This window comes from Corallococcus sp. AB038B (genome assembly GCF_003668955.1).
GTDB lineage: Bacteria > Myxococcota > Myxococcia > Myxococcales > Myxococcaceae > Corallococcus > Corallococcus exiguus.
In genome coordinates, this window is sequence record NZ_RAWO01000001.1 from 1,715,898 (window position 1) to 1,737,072 (window position 21,175).

At 68.6% G+C, this 21,175-nt stretch carries 13 protein-coding genes and 4 tRNA genes (1 of these 17 running past the window's edge); 10 read left to right on the plus strand and 7 right to left on the minus strand.

The genetic code is table 11. The features are described 5' to 3' along the window. Nucleotides 1-182: 182 nt before the first annotated feature. From D7Y04_RS07205 to D7Y04_RS07230, 6 genes are read left to right on the plus strand one after another with little or no spacing between them, the layout of a single operon-like run. Nucleotides 183-839: a hydrolase gene (locus tag D7Y04_RS07205; protein WP_121758719.1), complete on the plus strand. Its 657-nt coding sequence runs from the start codon at nt 183-185 to the stop codon at nt 837-839. Nucleotides 840-873: 34 nt separating this feature from the next. Then, nucleotides 874-1,140, plus strand: coding sequence for a XapX domain-containing protein (locus D7Y04_RS07210; RefSeq protein WP_120595911.1), 267 nt, complete (start codon nt 874-876; stop codon nt 1,138-1,140). A gap of 13 nt (nt 1,141-1,153) precedes the next feature. Next, the gene (locus D7Y04_RS07215; RefSeq protein WP_121758720.1) at nt 1,154-3,010 is read left to right on the plus strand and encodes an amidohydrolase; all 1,857 of its coding nucleotides are present in this window, start codon (nt 1,154-1,156) and stop codon (nt 3,008-3,010) included. A gap of 13 nt (nt 3,011-3,023) precedes the next feature. Continuing rightward, complete coding sequence (locus D7Y04_RS07220; RefSeq protein WP_158627455.1) at nt 3,024-4,406, plus strand: alginate export family protein; 1,383 nt, start codon at nt 3,024-3,026, stop codon at nt 4,404-4,406. After that, entirely contained in the window at nt 4,385-5,056 is a 672-nt protein-coding gene (locus D7Y04_RS07225) for a YoaK family protein (protein WP_121758722.1), read from the plus strand. The genes D7Y04_RS07220 and D7Y04_RS07225 overlap by 22 nt, the downstream gene beginning before the upstream one ends. A gap of 11 nt (nt 5,057-5,067) precedes the next feature. Beyond that, a complete protein-coding gene (locus D7Y04_RS07230; protein WP_147454556.1) occupies nt 5,068-5,673 on the plus strand; it encodes a TMEM175 family protein in 606 nt (201 codons plus the stop codon). An 11-nt stretch (nt 5,674-5,684) separates the two neighbouring features. On the opposite strand, the gene D7Y04_RS07235 is transcribed toward D7Y04_RS07230, so the two are convergent. Continuing rightward, nucleotides 5,685-6,596, minus strand: coding sequence for a LysR family transcriptional regulator (locus D7Y04_RS07235; protein ID WP_121758723.1), 912 nt, complete (start codon nt 6,594-6,596; stop codon nt 5,685-5,687). 199 nt (nt 6,597-6,795) lie between these two features. On the opposite strand from D7Y04_RS07235, the gene D7Y04_RS07240 reads away from it, so the two are divergent. Beyond that, nucleotides 6,796-8,508: a DUF4215 domain-containing protein gene (locus D7Y04_RS07240; RefSeq protein ID WP_121758724.1), complete on the plus strand. Its 1,713-nt coding sequence runs from the start codon at nt 6,796-6,798 to the stop codon at nt 8,506-8,508. Between the two features lie 423 nt (nt 8,509-8,931). Here the strand turns inward: D7Y04_RS07240 and D7Y04_RS07245 are convergent, their stop codons facing one another. The 4 genes from D7Y04_RS07245 to D7Y04_RS07260 all read right to left on the minus strand — a co-directional run bounded on the left by D7Y04_RS07245 (nt 8,932) and on the right by D7Y04_RS07260 (nt 19,325). After that, entirely contained in the window at nt 8,932-16,080 is a 7,149-nt protein-coding gene (locus tag D7Y04_RS07245; protein WP_121758725.1) for an RHS repeat-associated core domain-containing protein, read from the minus strand. Nucleotides 16,081-16,199: 119 nt separating this feature from the next. Continuing rightward, a tRNA-Leu gene (locus D7Y04_RS07250) sits at nt 16,200-16,274 on the minus strand. Nucleotides 16,275-16,301: 27 nt separating this feature from the next. Beyond that, nucleotides 16,302-16,377: transfer RNA gene (locus D7Y04_RS07255), tRNA-Pro, on the minus strand. Nucleotides 16,378-16,604: 227 nt separating this feature from the next. After that, a complete protein-coding gene (locus D7Y04_RS07260; RefSeq protein ID WP_158627456.1) occupies nt 16,605-19,325 on the minus strand; it encodes a VCBS repeat-containing protein in 2,721 nt (906 codons plus the stop codon). Nucleotides 19,326-19,530: 205 nt separating this feature from the next. Here D7Y04_RS07260 and D7Y04_RS44370 point away from each other — a divergent pair, with 205 nt between their 5' ends. The 3 genes from D7Y04_RS44370 to D7Y04_RS07270 all read left to right on the plus strand — a co-directional run bounded on the left by D7Y04_RS44370 (nt 19,531) and on the right by D7Y04_RS07270 (nt 20,974). After that, nucleotides 19,531-19,704, plus strand: a complete 174-nt coding sequence (locus D7Y04_RS44370) for a hypothetical protein (protein WP_158627457.1) — start codon at nt 19,531-19,533, stop codon at nt 19,702-19,704. 302 nt (nt 19,705-20,006) lie between these two features. Beyond that, nucleotides 20,007-20,294, plus strand: coding sequence for an autorepressor SdpR family transcription factor (locus tag D7Y04_RS07265; RefSeq protein WP_121754132.1), 288 nt, complete (start codon nt 20,007-20,009; stop codon nt 20,292-20,294). Next, on the plus strand, nt 20,291-20,974 hold the full coding sequence (locus D7Y04_RS07270) for an SdpI family protein (protein ID WP_121758727.1): 684 nt from the start codon (nt 20,291-20,293) through the stop codon (nt 20,972-20,974). Before D7Y04_RS07265 ends, D7Y04_RS07270 begins: the two co-directional genes overlap by 4 nt. A gap of 42 nt (nt 20,975-21,016) precedes the next feature. Here the strand turns inward: D7Y04_RS07270 and D7Y04_RS07275 are convergent. After that, a tRNA-Leu gene (locus D7Y04_RS07275) sits at nt 21,017-21,091 on the minus strand. 27 nt (nt 21,092-21,118) lie between these two features. After that, nucleotides 21,119-21,175 (minus strand) — tRNA-Pro (locus tag D7Y04_RS45085) (it continues 141 nt past the right edge of the window).

Genomic DNA, 21,175 nt, shown 5'->3' on the forward strand with positions numbered 1-21,175 from the left:
TCGTGGGTGTGACTCCCAGCATGGATGTTCTAGGACCCGGGGACAACCCAAAGCCCGGCGGATGAACCCTCACAGGTCGCCTTCGCCCCATCTCCTGAGTCGATGGAAATCATCTCCCGTTTGCGGATTGTGACGGCGTCGCGGGCAGGAGAGGGTGCCCCCATTCCACGGAGGGCATCCACATGGCGACCGCGACCGCATCCCCTGGCAAGACGCTGCTCAACCCCGGCGACCACACGCTGATCCTCATCGACTTCCAGCCGCAGATGGCTTTCGCGACCCACTCCATCCACGCGAACCAGCTGCGAACGCACGTCTCGCTCATCTCCGGCGCGGCGCGGGTGTTCAACGTGTCCACCCTCCTCACGACCGTCGCGGAGAAGTCCTTCTCCGGCCCGATGTTCACGGAGATCAAGGAAGCGTTTCCGGAGTCCGAGTTCATCGACCGGACCTCGATGAATACCTGGGAGGATCCGCGCATCGCCGAGCGCGTCAACGCCATCGGGAAGTCGCGCATCGTCCTGGCGGGCCTCTGGACGTCGGTGTGCATCGTCGGTCCCGCGCTGTCGGCGCTGGACCAGGGCTTCGAGGTCTACGTCATCGCCGATGCGTGCGGTGACGTCTCCACGGAGGCCCATGAGCGCGCGATGTCCCGCATGATCCAGGCCGGCGTCCGTCCCATGACGTCGCTCCAGTACCTGCTTGAGCTGCAGCGCGACTGGGCCCGGAGCAAGACGTACGACGCCGTCGTGAATCTCGCGAAGGAGTCGGGCGGCGCCTATGGGCTCGGCCTGCTCTACGCGAAGACCATGTTCGGTGGGGGCGAGGGCGGTCACTGACCCCCGGGGGGCTTTCCGCGTCGGGTCGATGCTCATGAAAATCTATCTGGTGTCCATCGCCGCGGGGACGCTGATTGGCTTCCTCTACGGTCTGCTCGGTGTCCGCTCTCCGGCGCCGCCGCTCGTCGCGCTGACGGGCCTCTTGGGAATCCTCATCGGAGAGCAGTTGGTGCCCGTCGGGCGCCGGCTGATTCGCCGTGAACCGCTCACCGCGGCGTGGTTCGCTGAAGAGTGCGTTCCGAAGGTCACGGGAGTTCCCCCCGAGCCTCCGGACGCGCCGCCAGCCCGCCCCCAACCCTGAAGGGACACGCTCCATGGCCCCTGACCTCATCCTGCACCACGGCCGGTTCACCACGCTGCACCCGGGCGCCTCCGAGGTTGAAGCCGTCGCCATCACGAACGGGCGGTTCTCCGCGGTGGGCGCCGCGCGCGACATCCTCCCGACGCGGGGCCCGGCCACCCGGATCATCGACGTGGGGGACCGGCGCGTCGTGCCCGGCCTCATCGACAGTCACACCCACGTCATCCGGGGCGGGCTCAATTACAACCTGGAGCTGCGCTGGGATGGGGTCCGGTCGCTCGCGGATGCGATGCGCATGTTGCGTCAGCAGGTGGCCGTCACCCCCGCGCCGCAGTGGGTGCGGGTGGTGGGGGGCTTCACCGAGTTCCAGTTCGTCGAGCGGCGCCTGCCGACGCTGGAAGAACTGAATGCCGTCGCGCCGGAGACGCCGGTCTTCATCCTCCATCTCTATGACCGGGCGTTGCTCAACGGGGCGGCGCTCCGCGCGTGCGGGTACACCCGCGACACGCCGAACCCGCCGGGCGGTGAAATCCAGCGCGACCGGCACGGCAATCCCACCGGACTCCTGCTCGCGAAGCCCAACGCGCAGCTGCTCTACGCGACCCTGGCGAAGGGCCCGAAGCTGCCCCAGGAGTATCAGGAGAACTCCACCCGCCACTTCATGCGCGAGCTGAACCGCCTGGGCATCACCGGCGTCATCGACGCGGGCGGCGGCTTCCAGAACTACCCTGACGATTACGCCGTCGTGCGGAAGCTCGCGGACGCGGGCGAGCTCACGTTGCGCATCGCCTACAACCTGTTCACCCAGAACAAGGGCGCCGAGGCCGCGGACTTCCGCGCGTGGACCCGGATGGTCCAGCCGGGGCAGGGGAGCGACCACTTCCGCCACAATGGCGCGGGGGAGATGCTGGTGTTCTCCGCCGCGGACTTCGAGGACTTCCGCGAGCCGCGTCCAGACCTCCCGCCCGACATGGAAGGGGAGCTGGAGGAGGTCGTCCGCGTCCTGGTCGAGAACCGCTGGCCGTGGCGCCTGCACGCGACCTACGACGAGAGCATCTCGCGTGCGCTCGATGTCTTCGAACGGGTCCACCGCGACATGCCCTTCCAGGGGCTGCACTGGTTCTTCGACCACGCGGAGACCATCTCCGAGCGGAACATCGACCGCATCGCGGCGCTCGGCGGCGGCATCGCGGTGCAGCACCGGATGGCCTACCAGGGCGAATACTTCGTGGAGCGCTATGGCGCGGTGGCCGCGGGCCGGACTCCGCCCGTGGCCCGCATGCTCTCCGCGGGTGTTCCGGTGGGCGCCGGCACGGATGCCACGCGGGTCGCGTCCTATAATCCCTGGGTCTCGTTGTCGTGGCTGGTCACCGGCAAGACCGTCGCGGGGACTCCGCTGTACGGGGAGCGAGCGCTGCTCGACCGTGAGACCGCGCTGCGGCTCTGGACCGAGCGCAACACCTGGTTCTCCTCGGAGACGGGCAAGAAGGGGCAGCTCGCCGTGGGGCAGCTCGCGGACCTGGCCGTGCTCTCGGCGGACTACTTTCGCGTCGCGGCCGACGACATCGCTGGCCTGGAATCCGTGCTCACCCTTGTCGGCGGAAAGGTGGTGCATGGCTCCGGGGGCTTCGCGGAGTTCGCGCCGCCGCTGCCCCCGGCGATGCCGGACTGGTCTCCGGTCCGGACCTTCGGCGGCGCGGAGTACGCCACCGCGCATGCCCGAGGCGGGCACGACGCGTCGCCGGTCCACGCCGCGCCGCATGCGTGTGGCGTGCACGCCCACGGAACGGCGGCCTGGAAGCGGCCGGTGCCCGTCGCGGAGGAGCCGGCGTTCTGGGGGCTCCTGGGCTGCTCCTGCTGGGCGTTCTGAGCGGAGCTCCCCCATGCCCTGTCGTTTCAATCGGGAACTCTTCCGCCTCGTCCCCGGGCTGCTGACCCTGTCGCTGACGGCCCACGCCGAGGACGTGCCGGAGCCGCGCGAGCCGCCCCGGTACGCCGGGATCCGCTACCTCGAGGACTGGGCGGACCCGTCGCGGCGGCCCGGGGAGGATCCTTTCGACCGCGTGAAGTACGTCCCGCTCGCGGAGCAGGTCTATCTCTCGTTCGGAGGCCAGCATCGGCTCCGTTACGAGCTGACCGAAGGATGGGAGGGGCCGCTCCCCGAAAGCGTCCTGCTCTCGCGCAACCTGTTGCACGTCGACGCCCACGCGGGACCGCTTCGGGCCTTCGTGCAACTGGGGGCGCACTTCGCGCTGGGGGCTCCGTCCCGCGACGCGCCGCCCGGAAGCGACCTGTTGGACGTGCAGCAGGCCTTCGTCGAGTGGCGAGCCAGGGCCCGGGAGGTCCGGTTCGTCGCCCGCGTGGGACGCCAGGAGATGGCGTTGGGGTCGACGCGATGGGTGAGCACGCGGGATGGGACCAATGTCCGGCAGGCATTCGACCTGGCCCGGCTCACGGTCACCGGCGACGGCTGGAACGTGGAGGGCTTTGGCGGCGTGGTGCCCCAGCTGGAGCGGGGCGTGCTCGATGATGCTCCCTCCTGGCGGAGCCGGTTCTGGGGCGTCTACGCGACGGTGAACGTCCTGCCGCGAAAGCAGTTCTCGTTCGATGCCTTCTATCTCGGGCGCGACCGGCCTTCGGTGACCTACGGCGAGGTGGAGGGGCGCGAGGTGCGCCACATGGTGGGCGTGCGGGGGTTCGGCGAGACCGAAAGCGGCCTCGAGTACATCGGGCATGCGCTCCTCCAGGCGGGCACCGTGGGCGGTGACCGGGTCCTGGCCTGGGGATTGGCGGGAGGCCTGTGGCAGCGGCTGCCCTTCGCGCCCCTGCGGGTGGGGGTGCGAGGCGATGCGCTGAGCGGTGACCGCCGCGCTGGCGACGGCCGGGTTTCCACCTTCCATGCCTGGTTTCCGAACCAGACCTTCTTCAGCGCGCTGCCGTTGATCTACCCCTCGAACCTCTACGAAGTGCATCCGCTCGTGCAGTGGGAGCTCGACGCCGTCTCATTGGAGGCGGGTTCGGTCTTCTTCTTCCGGCAGTCGGTGCACGACGCCGTCTACACGCCGCCGGGGGAGGTGCTCGTTCCGCCCTCGGTCTCCACGGCGCGGTACACCGGCGCGCAGCTCTCGCTGTCGCTTGGCTATCGCGTCACGCGCCACGTTCAATTCAATGCCGAGTACTCGCACGTCTTCGCCGGGCCCGCGCTGCGGGCGGCCACTGGCGGAGACGTCGACTTCCTCGGAACATGGACGACCTTCACCTACTGACCCACGGCCCCACCTCGATGCCTTCCAGTCCTTCGTCCCCGTCCGTATGGGTTCCCGCCGCGCTCGCGTTCGTCGCGGGCTACGCGGACGCCGTCACCTTCGTCGGCGCGGGAGGAATCTTCTGCGCACACGTCACCGGCAACTTCGTCGTGCTCGCGGCGGACCTTGCCCGGAACGCCAATGCCGATGAATGGCTCAAGCTGTCGACCTTTCCCATCTTCGTCCTGTCCGTCTTCCTCGCCACGCACCTGCATGTCCGGGTGGAGCGCTCCGCGCGGATGCTGCTGCTCCTCCAGGCGGTGGCCTTCGGTCTGGCGGCCGGCGTGCCCCTGCTGGTGAAGGGGACGGCGGCGCACCAGCTCGTCGTGGTCTTCGCGGTCATCGCCATGGGCATCCAGAACGCGATGCACCGGGTGGCGCCCTCGCTGGGGCCGATGACGACGGTGATGACCGGCAATGTCACTCAGTGGTTCGTCGAGCAGGTTGTTCCCGCCACCCCGGAGAACGCGGGCAAACACCGCTCCCTGGGCTTCATCATCCTGGCGTTCGCGCTGGGGTGCCTGGGTGGGGCGTTCGGCGTCCAGCACCTGGGGTTCGCGGCGTTCCTCGCGCCCCTGGGACTCGCGCTGTGGGTGCGCAGCCGGGTGTGACGGGCGCCGCCATGCCAGACACCGAGCGGACAGACACGAGGCTGGAGGCCTTCAGCGATGGCGTCTTCGCCGTCGTCATCACGCTGTTGGCGCTCGACCTGAAGCCGGAGCTCACCGACTCCGCCCGGGACTCACGCACGCTGCTCTGGCAGCTTGCCGCCAGGTGGCCGACCTGGCTCGCGTTCGTGACGAGCTTCAGCACCGTCCTCATCATGTGGATCGACCACCACGGCCTGCTCAAGTTCGTGCGCCGGGTGGACACGCCGGTGCTCTTCGCGAACGGGTTCCTGATGCTGCTGACCACGCTCGTGCCGTTCACGACAGCGCTGTTGTCGGCCCACCTGATGGAGCCGTCGGGCTCCATGGCCGGGGCCCTCTATTCGGGCCTGTTCGTCCTCATCAACGGGGCCTTCAACCTGCTCTGGCGCCTGCTGCGGCGGCAGGCGCTCCCGGGAGCGCTGGAACAGCGGCTCACGTGGCACTACCGCCTCGGGTTCCCGGTGTACCTGGTGGCGACCCTCGTCGCGCTCTGGAGCCTTCCCCTCAGCCTCGCGATGTGCGCGGGCATGTGGGCCTTGTGGAGCTCCAACATGCGGCCGGTGCACGACGGTGGGTGAGGTGGGCCGGCCTACTGCTGGCGCCGTGCCTCGCGTGCGCACAGCAGGGTGAGCTGCTCCAGCAGCCAGCGATGCGCGGGGCCGAACATGGTGTTGCTCCGGTAGATGGCCACGAGGTTGAGTTCGCGCGCGGGGTTCCCCCAGGCCGCTGGCCGGAGGGCCACCAGCGTGCCCGCTCGCAGGTCCTCGCGAATCAGATGCTCCGGCAGGGTGCCCCACCCGAGCCCCGCGCGAAGCATCTCGTGCTTGGTGTAGAGGTCGCCCACGCGCCAGACGCGCGGCGACAGCCCGAGCTGATCGCTGACGCCATCATCGGTGCATTCGGAGAGCACGACTTGAATCGCGTCGGCGAAGTGCCGGGTCGCGATGCGTCCCTTGATGGCGGCGAGCGGGTGCTCCGGGCCCGCGACGGGGAGCAACCGGATGGGGGACAGGGCTTGCGCTTCGAGTCCTCGCGCCAGCCCCTCCGGGCTCACCACGCCCAGGGTGGCCCGTCCGTCCAGCACTCGCGCGGAGACGGCGGACTTGACCTGCGTGTCGATGCGCAAGTCGACCGCGGGGAACTCCTGGGTGAAGGCGGCGCAGAGGTCGATGAGCGCCTTCAGGGGGAAGAAGGCATCCACGCACAGCGACACCGACGCTTCGAGCCCCATCGTCAGCCCGGTGGTGAGCCGCCGCAAGCCGTCCACTTCATTGAGCACCCGCCGCGTCGACGCGAGCACCGCCTGGCCCTCGTTGGTCAGCCGGGCGACCTTCGTCGTGCGATCCCAGAGCGTGACGCCCAATTGCGCTTCCAGGTTCGCCATCGACGTGCTGATGGCGGACTGCACCCGGCGGAGCTTGCGCGCCGCCGCGGAGAAGCTTCCCTCCTCGACGACGGAGACGAAGGCGCGAAGCTGGTCGAGCGTGATGGGGTCGAACACGTCCGCCCCATCTCATGAATCGGTGGGCGGAGGCAAAGGCTCCTCCTGTGTGGGTGTGACTGCCAGCGTGGACGCGCTTGGACTTGGAGACAAACAAAAGCCAGCAACCCTTTGACACCTGCTTTCAGCGCTCACAGCATGCGCGCCCCGTATGACAAACAAGACCCAGAATGGCTCCCGCCAATCCCTGTTGGCGCGAATGTTTTGCGCCGCCCTCCTGCTCTCACTCGCGGCCTGTGGAGATGACACCACTCCGGATTCCGACGCGGGGACCCGGCCCGATGCCTCGACCGGGATCCAGGACGCCGGCTCCGAGACGGACGCCGGGGCGGATGCCGGGACGCAGCCCGAAGACGACGCCGGCTCGGACGCCGGGACGCTGCCCGATGATGATGCGGGCACGGACGCGGGCACGGACGCCGGGACGCTGGACGCGGGTCCCGAGGACGCAGGCACCACCGATGCCGGCACCGACCCTGTCGACGCGGGTTCCCCGGTCATCTGTGGTGACGGAAAGAAGGAGGGCAGCGAGGGATGTGACGACGGGAACACCACGAGCGGCGATGGCTGCAGCGCGAGCTGCCAGGTCGAGCCGGGGTGGAACTGCGGCGCCGGTGGCCTGAGGTGCCACGCCGCGAGCTGCGGCGACGGCATCATCGCGGCCCCGGAGGAATGCGAGGACGGCAACAGGGACAACGGCGATGGCTGTGACTCCTCCTGCCGGTTGGAGCAGGGCTACAAGTGCCAGGTCGTGGGCAAGCAGTGCACGAAGACGACCTGCGGCGATGGCAAGGTGGAAGGCACCGAGCAGTGCGACGACGGCAACCACGACCTGGGCGATGGTTGCTCGCCGCTGTGTCAGCGGGAGCCCCGCTGCGTGAATGGGATTTGTGATGCCCTCTGTGGCGACGGCATCCTCACGGCCGGAGAGGCGTGCGACGACGGCAACCTGCGCGACTTCGACGGCTGCTCCTCGACCTGTCAAATCGAGGAGGGCTTCGTCTGCGTCCTTTCAGAGCCCTTGTCCACGTTGAGTCTCCCCATCGTCTACCGCGACTTCCGGGGGAATGACCTGCCCAATGGCCACGTCGACTTCCAGAACGCGAACGGGCAGGAGACAGGCATTGTCCAGGCCACCCTGGGCCCGGCCGGCAAGCCCGTCTATGCCAAGGCAGGTGTGTTCTCCGCCACGACGCATGGAGTGGTGCCCTTCGACCAATGGTTTCGCGACGTGAGCAACGTCAACCTGCCCGTCGTTTCCACGCTGGCCCTGTCGCGGACCTCTTCTCCCAACGCCCTCTCCTATCTGTTCGAGGACACGACCTTCTTCCCGCTCGACGGCAAGGGCTGGGTGGCCGAGGGGCAGGAGACGACGCGTCCGGACAGCACGGGAGCACCGCACAACTACAGCTTCACCAGCGAGACGCGTTTCTGGTTCGTGTACACGGGCCAGGGGCAACTCGTCTTCACGGGAGACGATGACGTCTGGGTCTTCATCAACGGGAAGCTCGCCATCGACCTGGGAGGGGTTCACACCAGCATGACCTCGACCGTGGACCTCGCGGGCCGGGCGTCCGCGTTGGGCCTCCAGCCAGACGGTATCTATGAGGTCGCCGTGTTCCAGGCGGAACGCTTCACCACGGGCTCGAGCTACAAGCTGCAACTCTCCTCGCTCCTGCCGGCCAACCAGTCCAGGGTGTGCATCTCCGCCTGCGGCAATGGCAGGCTGGACGAGGGCGAGGAGTGCGACGAGGGCATGAACCCGGGAGGCTACGGGCAATGCGCCCCGGGCTGCCTGCTCGGCATCCGCTGTGGCGACGGGGTCGTGCAATTCAACCAGGGCGAGCAATGCGACGACGGAAACACCGTCAGCCGCGACGGCTGCAGCGCCACCTGCATGCTGGAGCTATAGCCGCCCCGGAAGTTCGGGTCGTAGGCGAAGAACTCCCGCAGCACGCTGCCCGTGTTGACGTCGAACACGCGGACCAGGGGCCCTCCGCCCTCGCTGGTGCCGGTGACGGCGTCCGGGCGCCAGTTCGTCGTCACCCGGCCTGTCGCCATCTCCACGCCCACGCTCATGGACGATTCGTAGGCGTAGAAGGACACCCAGTTGGTGTTGGAGTTGGGGTCGAACGTCTTCACCGCCGGCCCACCGCCAGGACCTGCGCCGGTGGCGTACAGCGGGGTGTTGGGCTTCGCGCCCGCCGTCGTGGTGACGGCGAGCGCCGCGAACAGCAACCATCGATACATGTGCCCCTCCAGGAGGACTCTGCGAGTGTCGCCGGGAATCATTTTGGAAAGGGCTGACATGCGGGGCGTGCTGTTCATCCAGTCCTCAGGGGAGCTTCATCAGGAACCACTCCTTCACGCCGCTGAGGTTCGGGAGCACGCTGAGCCCCTGGGGGTCCGTGAAGTAGGCCCTGCCATTGAAGTTCTGCACCAGCAGGATGTGGCCGGTCTCTCCTCCCTTGCCGATGGCCACGGCCCCGATGGCACCCGACTCCCAACCCTCCACGGTGCGGATGACCGCGCCCTTGTTGAGCAGCTGGGTGAACTTCTGGCCGAAGTACGCCTCCGCTGTCGTGAGTGATGTCACCGGTCCCCTGAGCGCGCTCGCGGGCGCACCGGAGAGCGTGGCGTGCCCCGCGATGACGCAGTTGAAGCAGTTCGTCCTGCCCCGGACCATGTTGACTTCGCGCAGCTCCTCGTAGAGCACCCGCTGGTAGTCCGCCTTGGGTGCGCGGGTGACCGGGGCCTTCGCCGGCGACGGGAACATGATGGAGACGACCAAGCCGGTGATGGAGCCCATCGCGTAGGAGTAGCGGTCGCCGCCGGAGGTGATGCCCCAGTCCTGGCGCATCCGCTGCGTGCACCCCGGGCACCAGAAGATGATCATGTCGCCAAAGCCCTGCCCGAAGCTCGACCAGCGGTCGTAGACCGCGTTCTCCATGGCGGACGCCTGCAGGGCTCCCTCCGGCGTGTTGATGATCCGCTCGGCCACCTCGGAGACCGTGAACCCCTTCGCCGCGAGCGAGTCGAAGTCGAACGCGGAGCCCATCTCGTAGCCGGTGAGAAGCTGGGTGGAGAGCTTCAGGAACTGCCCCGGGATCGTCTGGGGACCCGTGGGCGCCTGGGTGAAGGACGCGACGGAGGCGACGGGGCGGAAGGACGCCTCGGGGTCCGCGAAGCCACCGGACGGGCTCTGGCTGGGGAAGTACAGACTCGGGTCGTTGATGGGGCTGGGGCCCCCGCCCCCGCCGGGCTGGCCCGGGAAGCCGCCCCCGGGCCCCTGGCACTCCTGCCCGATGCACGAGGGGTCCATGCCCGACGGATCCGACAGGTTCACCGGGTCGTTCATCGCGAACCCGTAGGGGTTCGAGGTGGCCGCGGTGCGCGGGACGGTGAGCGGGTCACGGCTGAGGAAGCGGCCGATGACCGGATCGTAGAGGCGCGCGCCCACGTGGACCACTCCCAGGGACTCCAGCGACTCGCCGCCGTTCCACTGGTCGCTGGAGTAGAGCAGCGCGCCCGGCGTCCCCTGGGAGCCGGTGGACTTCGCATCGCCGAAGGGCGTGTAGTCCACGTCCTGGATGAACTTCCCCTTGAGGTCCACGGCGTAGCGCGCGCCGCGCAGCTCCTCGAAGGGGAAGACCCACTCGTCCTTGGCCCCGCGCCGGGTGGCGATGACGCCGCCCGGTCCGGGGATGTGGCGCGTGAGGACCTGGAGGTTCTGTCCGCCGATGATCTGCTGCTTGAGCTCCAGCAGGTCGCCGTATCTCCACTCCTGCCGGGTGTCCTTGCCGGTGGTGTTCAGGAGCACCTCCCGCAGGACGCCCAGGGCCCCGTAGCGGAAGGAGGCCGTGCCAGTCGGCATGCTCACGCTGCGCACGTCGCCCGAGGGGTAATAGTCGAGCGTTCGCGTCCCCGCGCGCGTGGGCTGGGTGCGCACGTTGCCCAGGCTGTCATGGGTGACGTTGCAGGCGGTGCCACCCAGGCCGCCGTTGCCGTAGCCGATGCGGCAGAGCCGGTCGCGGTCCACCGTGGAGTAGCTCATGGCGGCGTCGGCGGTGCTCAGCGCGTCGGTCTGCGTGAGGACGTTGCCCAGGGCGTCGTAGGTGTAGCTCCAGTCCGCCAGGGACGTGGACCCCTGGAAGCGCTTGGAGGTCGCGAGCCGGCCGAGCACGTCGTAGGTGAGGTTCGTCTTCGCGTACGTCGTGGCGCCGTTGACGACCTCCGAGCGGCCCGTCTCCCGGCCCATCAGGTCGCGGTTGGTGTGGTAGTACGCGCGGGAGCCCGAACTGGTGGCGACCGTCGTGCCGAGCGGCAGTCGGCGGCCCGTGTCCGCGTATTCGCCCAGGAACTCCGCCACGCCGCCGTACACGGCCTTGCGCACCCGGCCGAACGCGTCGATGGACTTGGCCAGGTAGAGCTCTTTGCTGCCGGAGGGGTCCTCGTACTTGATGTACGTGGGGCGCTGGGCGGTGTCGTAGGCGTACCAGACCGTCTCCGGCGTGTAGCCGGTGTCCGGCAGGTAGCGCGTGAGCGTGTCCAGGGCGCCGTCGGCGCGCAGCGTGGTCTGCTCCACGTAGGCCTTGCCCCCCGAGTCCGTGTAGACGTGCGCGTTGGGGCGGCCATAGGCGTCGTAGCTGTAGAAGACCTCGCCCAGGGAGGACTTCGTGCTCGACAGGCGGCCCAGCACGTTCGTCGGGGTGACGAGCGGCGTGGGGCTGGAGCCCACGTCGTAGAAGAAGTCGTAGGCGGTGGCCGGCACCGCCGCGCCCTGGATGCGGTCCTCGGAGTGGGTGACGCGGCCCAGGGCGTCGTACTGCGTGATCTGGGTGCGCGCGCCCGTGGGCGTGGCGACGGACTCGGTCCAGTTGACCTCCGTCTGCTCGCCCCAGCTGTTGTACTTCACCGTCCGCGTGGCGGTGTCCGGCTCCTGCCAGGCCAGCTGCTGGCCGAAGGAGTCATAGGTCCACGACCACGTCACCGGCCCGGTGAGGTTCACCGGATCCAGGTAGCGGGTCATCCCCGTCAGGTGGCCCAGCCGGTCCATGCTGAAGGCGGTGTGCTCCAGCGTGGTGCTGGACTGGGTCGTCGTGCGCGACAGCAGGCGGCCCGCGCCCGTCATCGTGGCGGTGCGCACCACGTTCAGCTGGGAGGACGTGGTGGAGTAGGAGGCGGCGTCGCGCAGGGACACCTTCTCCTGGTGGTCCACGAAGGCGCGGGAGTAGCAGGTGGGCAGCCGCTCGGAGGCCGCGTCCGGCGTGGTGCTGTACGCCTGCGGGCCGTTGCCCCGGATGGAGCATGAGGGCGAGCCGTCCTGGTTGAAATAGTAGCTGGTGCCGTAGGCGGTGGCGGCGCTCTGGGAGGCGGGGTAGGGGGACGCCTCGAACGCCACGCGCCCCAGGTCGTCGTAGGTGCGCGCGCCGGTGATCATCACCTCGGTGCCGTAGTCGCTGCCCAGGGGGGCCTCGGTGCGGCGCGGGCGGGCCAGTTCGTCCAGGAACGTGGTCTGGACGTTGCCGGCGGCGCTGACCTCGTTGCCCGGCGTGACGGGTTCGCTGAAGCCCTTCTCCACCACGCGGCGACCGAGCGGATCCGCGCCGGTGAAGCCCAGGTAGCTCGTGGTGGACAGCACGCCCTGCATGCCGCCCGGGGGCTCCACGAGGGTGCGCACCGGACGCCCGTAGCCGTCCACGTCGAAGTCGTAGCGGGTGCTGTTGGCCTCGGTCAGGGTGGTCGCCGCGGTGCTGACCGGATCGAGCGTGTAGGTGGTGGAGAGCGCCGGCAGACCGCTGCCCTCCACGCGCTGCTCCGTCAGCCCCAGCCCGAACTCGTCGTAGAAGAGCTTCACGGTGCGCACGGCGCCGTCCTCGCGCACGCGCTGGACGGAGGCGAGGTTGCCCGCGGCGCTGTAGCCGGCGGTGTATTCGAGCACCGTGTCGAGCACCGCCCCCGCGCCGTCGCGCCGGTCGCGGCGGTGCGTGGTGGCGTGGCCCACGGAGACGCTGCCGGACGCCAGGCCGTCATACGTCCAGGACTCGGAGGCGTACGTCACATAGGGCGTCTTGTCGCACGTCCAGTAGCGCCGGCTCATGGGCGCGTGGAGCACCCGGGGGGCCATCGCCGTGCTGGTGGGCGTGGCGTACAGCGTCTCCTCGCAGAGGTCGTCGTCCGTGCGGTAGACGTCGTTGGAGTGCTTGACGTTGAGGACGCGGCCTTGGTCGTCCACGCTCGTCACCTCCGACTTCGTGGCCACGTTGGCGGTGGACGGCGGCGGGGTGCCGCGCCAGGCGTCGGTGACGCGCGTGTACTGGAAGCCCCGCGCGCGGCAGGCGTCGTAGAAGGGGATGGAGCCGGAGGTCTGGAGGATCGAAGCCGCGAAGTCGAGCGGGAAGGACATCTCCAGGCAGTCCAGGGACGTGTTGGTGGAGCCGGTGGGCGCGGGCTCCTCGAAGAGCTTCGTGCCCCACTCCGTGTGCGTCGCCCTCAGGCGGCGGGCATAGGAGGTGAGGTCGGTGGCCAGCAGCGCCCAAGGGTCCAGGCCGGAGCTGGTGACGGTGGTGACGTCGCGCGCCCGGCCCGCCTGGAGGTAGCGCGCGAAGCGGGTGAGCTTGGATGTGCTGTCGTAGGCGGGCAGCGGATAGGTGTCCGTGATGGTGGCGAAGCCCTCGCTCTTGCCCTGGACGGTGATGGTGTTCATGGCCACCGAGCGCTGGTAGCCGGGCAGGGTGAAGGTCTGGAGTGAGGAGTCGTAGACGAGCTCCGCGCCGCCGTAGGCGTAGCGCGTCTCCGCCAGCGTGCCGCCCAGGCCCTTGCCGCCCACGGTCACCACGGAGGAGACGACGACCTCCGGGAAGGGGACCTGGTGCTTCGTGGTGCCGTCCTCCTTGGCGGAGCGGTAGCCCACGGTGGTGAGCGCGCCGTAGCCGTTGTCCACGCGGATGAGGCGGCCGGCCTCGGGCTTGCCGGGACGCGTCCCACCGGCCAGTTCGTAGACGTCCAGGTTGGTGCCGTTGAGGCGGACCACCTCTGGCTTGCCGTCGCCGTTGAGGTCGTACAGACCGCCCACCGTGAGGGACGTCTGGCCGTCGCAGCGCTCCGTCTGGGTGGAGAGCGTGAAGCTGGAGCCTGTCACGTCGATGGTGACGGGAGGGGCGAAGCCGGCGCCGGTGCCCACCGCCACGGTCCAGGGCGAGCTCCGCACCACGTAGTCCGGGATGCCGTCGCCGGTCAGGTCGCGCAACCCGTGGGTCATGGCGGAGGTGAAGGGGGTGCTGGCGGGAGGATCCGGATCCGGCCAGACGCAGGTGCGCTCCTGGACGTTCTCCTGGATGGAGAGGAAGCCAGGAGAGGGCAGGGTCAGCGTGGCGTCGGAGAAGCCGCTGCCGGTGCCCAGATAGACGGTGGCGCTCTCCACGCGGTCGAGCAATCCGTCACCGTTGACGTCCGTCAGGGCGCAGAACACGCGCTGCGAGTCGTTGTCCGTCGTCCACAGGCCAACGCCGCAGGAGCTCTTCTTGAGCAGGACGGCGGAGGAGAAGGCGTTCACGCCCTCGTCGAACAACAGGCCCCGGAGGTTGTAGACGGCCAGCACCTGGTTCGCGATGTCCAGGAGGGGGCGCACCTTGATGGCGAAGTCGCCGTAGACAATCTGGCCGCCGAAGCTGCCCGAGTAGTCCGGCTCCGGCGCCACGGTCTCCACGGGGGAGGAGTTGAAGACGAGGTCCGGGAAGCCGTCGCCGTTGACGTCCGTCACCTCCCATTCGGTGTACGTCTTCTGCGGATCCGCGGACGCCACGGTGCCCAGGGGCACGGAGCCGCAGTTCGAGCCCGTGTGGGCGGACCACTTGAGCGTCACGTCGTTCCACACCCAGCACTGGCGCATCACGTAGTCGCGGCCACTGAAGCGGCTGGAGAGGGGCAGGTAGCCGCCGGGCAGGGAGTGGCCCAGGCTGATGAGCAGGTCGCGCACCGCGGTGATGGAGTACGAGCGGCGCACCCACGTCACGCCCGTGGTGCCGGTGCCCGGCGTGTTGAGGTAGATGACCCACCGGCCCGGGGTCTCCGCCGCGTCGACCATGTCGATGCGGCCGTCGCCGTTGACGTCCAGGGCCTGCCGCCACACGCGGTCCTTGGTGGTGGTGGTGACGCTGTTGGGGAAGCGCACCGCGGTGGCGCTGCGGGATTCGAAGGGGCCGCCGGTGAAAGTGGTGTCCTGGAGCTGCGCGTTGACGGTGCCCAGGGTGGTGGCGCCCGTCGTGTTGGGCTTATTGAGGGCGGCCCAGAGCTTGCCGCTCTTGGCGTAGACGAGGTCGGGCAGTCCATCGCCGGTGACGTCGGTGAGGCTCTGCCAGGTGGTGGAGCCGATCTCCGAATTGGGCGGAGTGAAGGTGGCGTCGCGGCCCGTGCTGGAGAGCTTCGTGGCATCCGTGCCGGTGGGCATGGGGATGGACGCCGTCTTCGCGTAGGTGAGCTTGCCGCCGGTGGTGGCGCTGCCATACGTGAAGGAGGCGACGGGCAGCGCGACGGACTGCTCCGGCGTGCCCTGGCGTCCCAGCATCGTCACGGTGGCCAGGCGGGGCTGCTTCGTGTCCGCGTCGGTCCCATACGCGAAGGCATAGGTGCGCAGCCTCTGGGGGGAATTGCCACAGGTGGCGCGGCTGGAGACGTCCAGCGTATTCAACGTGCGCAGCCGTGTGAGCACCACGTCACCCAGCAGGGAGAGCGCCAGGGGAGAAGCGGCCGGGGCGCCGTAGTTGAGGGTGAGCTCGTTCTTGAAACAGTTGGCAGCCGGGTGCTTGTTGTAGAGCACCTGACGCAGATCGAGCGTGAAGCCCGAGCCACCTCCCGGGACGCCGATGGTGGAGACGTCATAGGTGAGCTGGACGGCGGTGTTGTCCGGCCCGGTGATGGACGTCAGCAGCCACAAGCCGCCCCCGGCCATCCCGGCAGGCTCGGTGAAGGTCCAGGTCCGCCCGTCGCCGTCGTTCATCACCCAGTTGCCGGACTGCTCCTGAAGGAGGAGGTCCGCCCCGTGGTAGCGCGGCACCCAGTGCACCACCTGGGGCGGCCCCGCGGACACTTGGCGGGGCACCAGGTCCAGCACCTGGCCCTGGAGGAAGAGGGTGACCTGCTCCCGTCCGGAGGGGACGCTGCTGCCCACCTGCGGCTTGCGGTGGGCGAACGTCATGTCCCGGCGGATGTACGAGAGCGGGATGTCCCAGCCCAGGCCCACGGCGCCCACGCCCCGGGTGCCGGAGCCGATGGAGAGGGGAACAGGCATGCCGCCCCGTGAGGCCGGCAGCTCCAGTGGAATCGAGGCCGAGTAACCGCCCGACGCGTTGACGGCGCCGGGGGCGGTGCCCGTGTCGGAAGCACGGCCCCCATAGTGGCCACCGGTGGGCGCCAGCTGCGCCACGCTCACGCCTGGAGACAACCCCAACAGCAGACCCAGGGCCAATCCCAGCCATGGGCGCATCGTCATTTCCTGCATTGATATCCCCTCTGGGAAGTATCAATACCAAGGAATTCACGAAAAGTGAATATGCGCCCATGAAACAGCCCGGCAACCCGTGGGGATTGCCGGGCTTGATGATGTGCCGAAGGCGGGATTCGAACCCGCAACCTCCGCGTTCTGAGCGCGGCGCCTCTACCAAGTTGGGCTACCCCGGCGGGGTGTGTCTTTGATTGTGCTTGAAGTCGGGATGACTGGATTCGAACCAGCGACCTTGCGCGCCCGAGGCGCACGCTCTCAACTAGGCTGAGCTACATCCCGATGACTGGGGAAACCTTCGAGGGAGGGACCCGGACACGACAAGGGCCGGGTCCCCCTTCGGGAACCCGGCCCTCGCCCTTCCCATGCTCCTCGCTGAACTCAAGGTCGCGCGAGGGAACGTGGTCCCGGCGACGGAGCTCGACTGCGAGGCTTGCGCGCTCGTCGTGGAGGGCCGAGACCTGGAGCCGGGACTCCGCGTGCGCGGGGCCCCGGCTCCCATGGACCGCTCAGCGTGCGTCGAGCCGCGCGGTCTGCGGAACGAAGGCGCTGCCAGAGCTGGGGGCGACGTACCAGGCGCCCGGGGAGGTGCGCTCCCGGGCCACCAAGTCCGCCTTTCCGTCCCCATCCATGTCCGCGACGAAGAGGCGGTACGCGCTGCTGCTCGTCGCCCAGCTCGTCAGCCACGCGGACGTCTGGGGCACGAAACCCGTGCCCGTGCCGAGCGCCACCTTCCAGGCCTGGGTGCCGGTGTGCTCCTTGGCCACGAGGTCCGCCTTGCCGTCGCCGTTCACGTCCGCCACGAACAGGTCATGGTCCGCGCTGGGGACCCCGAAGCCCGCGAGCGAGCCGGGCTGCGCCGTGAACCCGCTGCCGGTGTTGAGCGCGACATACCAGAGTCCGGAGCCGGTGCGCTCCTTGGCCACGAGGTCCGCCTTGTGGTCGCCGTTCACGTCCGCCACGAACAGGTCGTACGCGCTGCTGGACACGGCCCAGCCCGTCAGCCAGCTGCTCGACGCGGGGACGAACTGCGTCCCGGTGTTGAGGGCCACGTACCAGGTCCCCGGCGCGGTGCGCTCCTTGGCCACGAGGTCCGCCTTGCCGTCCGCGTCGAGGTCCGCGGCGAAGACGTCATACGCGCTGCCCACCGCCCAGCCCGTGAGCCAGGAGGTGCTGCCGGGGACGAAGCGGTCGCCGTTGCTCAGGGCCACGTCGAACGTTCCGTTGACGCGGCTCTGCGCGATGAGGTCCTTCTTGCCGTCGCCGTTCACGTCCGCCAGGAACAGGTTGTAGGCGTTGCTGCCCACCGCCCAGTCCGTCAGCCGCGCCACCTCCTTGAAGGTGGGCACCAGCTTCAGGGAGCCCGCCTGCTTCTCCAGGGCCACGCTTCCCCAGCGGCCCGGGTAGTCGCGCTCCTTGACGATCATCTCCACCGGGCTGCCGTCGCCACCGGACGGGGCCGTGTTGCCATCCGCCTTCGTGTCCGTGAAGGCATCCCCGAACCAGACGTCGAAGTCGACGCCACGGTCACAGTCGGTCCCGAAGCCGGCGCCGTCGCTGGAGACGAGCAGGTTGCGGGTGAACTGCTGCAGCCGCGGGTCCACCCGGGGGACGATGGGGCCGCCCAGGGGGTGCAGCGTCGCCCAGTCATCCAGGCCCCAGCTCCAGAGCATGCTCATGCCGGCGACGACGTGGCCGCTGGTCGCCTTGGGGCGGTACAGGACCAGGTGGGTGAACTCGTTGCCAAAGGGCGTCGGGTTGTCCAGGGCCCACTTCGGATCATCGGAGAACTTCCCCTGTCCCAGCGGCAGCACGCACGCCGTGGGGTCGATCCGGAACAGCTGGTTGGGGTGGATGGAGTCCGCCTCCCACCCCAGGTTGCCCACGTAGACGTTCTGCGAGGAGACGTACGAGCCGATGAGCGTGTTGCCCGTCGCGGTGATGCCGGTGCCCAGGCTGGGGCGGGCCGCCACGGTGTCCGTGAAGAAGGTGAGCGGCAGCTCGAAGGTGTTGCCGGCCGGGTCGATGGGGTACTGCACGCCCAGCAGCTCCTGCTCCGGCTTGTGCACCGGCGGCGCCCGGAACCAGGTGGTCGTCAGGCTGGGGTTGACGGACAGCATCGGATCCGAGCAGTCCGGTCTCGAGGCAGGGACGGTGACGCCGGGACGGCACGTGGACGACGGGGTCGTCGTGTCGGTGGCGTTGTCCTTGTAGCCCACGATGATGGGGCCCGGGTTGCCCGTGGTGGAGGCCTCGTAGCGGATCTGCCAGTAGCCGGTGTTGCCCGCCATGGCGACGAGGTTGCCGCCCCCCGCGACGAAGGACTCCAGCCGGTTGCGCGTGTTCATGTCCCAGTACTCGCCGTGACCGGAGATGATGGCCGAGCGCCGGGAGGTCAGCAGGCTCGAGAAGCGCGAGACGTCGTAGTCCGTGGCCACCGTGTACGGCAGGTCGTTCTTCTCCAGGTAGCGCAGCAGCGGGACGTCCGTCTTGAAGTGGGTGGGGACGTTCCACGACGGGCGCGCCATGGAGACCTTGGTCGCCCGCTCGTAGGCGTACATGCCGCGCCAGGGGCACGAAGGCCAGCCCTCACAGGGCTGAGCCGTGGTGCTGGTGTGCAGCGTCTCCCCCCAGGGGTTGTAGACCTCTGTCGTCGTCGGGTTGACGATGATCAGCCGGTCCGTGGAGGCGTCGTCGCGCACCACGAACGTCGCCAGCGTCTCCTTGGGCGAGGTCACCTTCGGGGTGATCCGCACGAAGTACACCCCCGAGCTGAGCGTGCCCACGGAGGGCTGCACGGGGTTGCTCCACGCGCATTCCACCAGGCCGTAGTCCACTTCTTGCTGTCGGATCGCCAGGTAGTTGGGGGCGGTGGTGGGCGTCTCCGTGCCGCAACGGGGCTGCGAGATGGGCCCGTAGGTCGTCGCGGGGGCGGTGTCCGAGTCGTGGACCACCTGAGCGCCCGCGCCGCCGTACCAACCCAGCCGGTAGATGCGCAGCCGGAAGCACTCCGGGCTCTGGATGTAGAAGGTGGGGGTCTCCCCCGTGTTGATGGAATACGGCGCGACGTACACGCCCCGGGGGGCGACCGTTGGATTCGCGGGGTCGTAGTGCCCCTGACGGAACGTCGACGGGACGATGAGGTCTTCCCAGTCCGCCGCGTGGGCCTGACGGGTCCAGGGGAGCAGGGCAATCACTCCCAACATGAGTTGCAGGGTATGGCGTTTCAAGCGGTGGTGCTCCAGACGTGAGATGGCACACCCCGGGCGTACGGCGCGGGGGAGGCCGGTGGCAGGCATTGCCTTGTGATGGGGAGCTGGAATCCCTCGCGGTCAATGGATGACCGCAGGGGACACCAGCCGGCAGTTTAACAGCTCTTTCCTGAGGCTGTCTGCCTTTCTTCTCATGAGAGGTTTCTCAGGAGGATGCACGGCGATGAATGAGCACGACCTCCATGGGGTAGGACCCGCGCTGCGCGCGAAGTGGGAGCGACTCGGAGCGAAGACATTGCGCGGGCTCACGTTGGAGCAGCCGGGGCCGGAGATGATCCGCGGTGGCGTCGAGGTCCTCGACGACGGGTGGTTCGAGATCGCTGCGAGACTGGAGTGAAGCCCCACCCAGGGGCAGCAGGCGCCGGGCATCCCGCGCCCACGGCCCCCGGTAGTCGTCCGCCACGGGAGGGGGCATGTCTCCTTGGAGCGGCATGAAGGGCCCCAGTGAGGCGTCCACCATCCTCAGTGTCTCTCCGGTCCTTGGCCTCGACCCATGAGTCGGTTGGCTCATGGAGCGCAGGAGGGCCCTCGGGGTTGCCGTCCCGGCATGGCCCCCAAGGCCCGGTGCCCCATGCGTTCCACTTGACAGGGCCTTCCTTGTGGTTATTTTGACGTTATTCAAAATATCAAAAGGTCGTGATGCGAACGCAGGAGGTCTTCAAGGCAATTTCAGATCCGACCCGGCGCAAGGTGCTCAAGCTGCTGCAGGGCGGCTCGAAGTCAGCGGGAGAGCTCGCTGAGGCGTTCGACATCACGAAGGGGTCGCTATCGCATCACTTCAACGTGCTCAAAGCCGCGGACCTGGTGCGCTGTGAGCGCCGTGGGCAGCAAATCGTCTACTCCCTCAATACGACCGTGTTCGAGGACGTAGCGGCGGTCCTTCTTGACCTCTTCAAGGTCGACAAGGGGAACGGAGAGCGGTCATGAGAATCAGCCGAGCCCATGTGCTGAGTCTGGGATTCGTCGTCGCGGCGTTCGCGATGGCCTTCATTCTCTACGGCCAGTTGCCGGAGTGGATGCCCACGCATTGGAATGCCCAGGGGGTGGTGGATGGGTATACGCCCAAGCCCTGGGGACCCTTCGTCCTGCCGCTGCTGATGGCTGCCATGTACCTGGTCCTGGTGGCCGTGCCGCTGATTTCGCCCAGGGGATACCGCGTGGAGCGATTCCAGGGCGTCTTCGAGGGCATCCAGGTGGTGTTGGTCGCGTTCCTGTTTCTGCTCAACGCCCTGGTCCTGCTCGGGGGCATCGGCGTGTCCGTGCCGATGGCGCGCGTGGTTCCCGCGGCCGCGGGCGGGGTCCTCATTGTCTTGGGCAACTACATGGGGAAGTTCACGAAGAACTTCTTCTGTGGAATCCGGACGCCCTGGACGCTCGCGAGCGACGAGGTCTGGCTGCGCACGCATCGCCTGGGAGGAAGGCTCTTCGTCCTCGCGGGAGTCATCGTCCTCGTCTCGGGGCTGCTCGGCGGTGGTCCGGTCCCCGTGATTGCGGCGGTCACCGTCGCGGTGGTGATTCCCGTGCTCTACTCGTACTTCCTCTATCGCCGCATCGAGCAGGACAGGCACGGACCGCCGGACGATGCGGGCTCGCATCGCTCTGCGTGAAGGAGGGGCCATGTGGAGGCCCATGCTCCTTGGGTGATGATGTGCCGAAGGCGGGATTCGAACCCGCAACCTCCGCGTTCTGAGCGCGGCGCCTCTACCAAGTTGGGCTACCCCGGCGGGGTGTGTCTTTGATTGTGCTTGAAGTCGGGATGACTGGATTCGAACCAGCGACCTTGCGCGCCCGAGGCGCACGCTCTCAAC

Excerpts from the sequence above, each read along its gene's own strand:
- D7Y04_RS07205 (WP_121758719.1), top strand. The coding sequence starts at position 183 with ATGGCGACCGCGACCGCATCCCCTGGCAAGACGCTGCTCAACCCCGGC.
- D7Y04_RS07210 (WP_120595911.1), top strand. The coding sequence starts at position 874 with ATGAAAATCTATCTGGTGTCCATCGCCGCGGGGACGCTGATTGGCTTC.
- D7Y04_RS07215 (WP_121758720.1), top strand. The coding sequence starts at position 1,154 with ATGGCCCCTGACCTCATCCTGCACCACGGCCGGTTCACCACGCTGCAC.
- D7Y04_RS07220 (WP_158627455.1), top strand. The coding sequence starts at position 3,024 with ATGCCCTGTCGTTTCAATCGGGAACTCTTCCGCCTCGTCCCCGGGCTG.
- D7Y04_RS07225 (WP_121758722.1), top strand. The coding sequence starts at position 4,385 with ATGGACGACCTTCACCTACTGACCCACGGCCCCACCTCGATGCCTTCC.
- D7Y04_RS07230 (WP_147454556.1), top strand. The coding sequence starts at position 5,068 with ATGCCAGACACCGAGCGGACAGACACGAGGCTGGAGGCCTTCAGCGAT.
- D7Y04_RS07240 (WP_121758724.1), top strand. The coding sequence starts at position 6,796 with ATGTTTTGCGCCGCCCTCCTGCTCTCACTCGCGGCCTGTGGAGATGAC.
- D7Y04_RS07245 (WP_121758725.1), bottom strand. The coding sequence starts at position 16,080 with ATGCGCCCATGGCTGGGATTGGCCCTGGGTCTGCTGTTGGGGTTGTCT.
- D7Y04_RS44370 (WP_158627457.1), top strand. The coding sequence starts at position 19,531 with ATGAATGAGCACGACCTCCATGGGGTAGGACCCGCGCTGCGCGCGAAG.
- D7Y04_RS07265 (WP_121754132.1), top strand. The coding sequence starts at position 20,007 with ATGCGAACGCAGGAGGTCTTCAAGGCAATTTCAGATCCGACCCGGCGC.
- D7Y04_RS07270 (WP_121758727.1), top strand. The coding sequence starts at position 20,291 with ATGAGAATCAGCCGAGCCCATGTGCTGAGTCTGGGATTCGTCGTCGCG.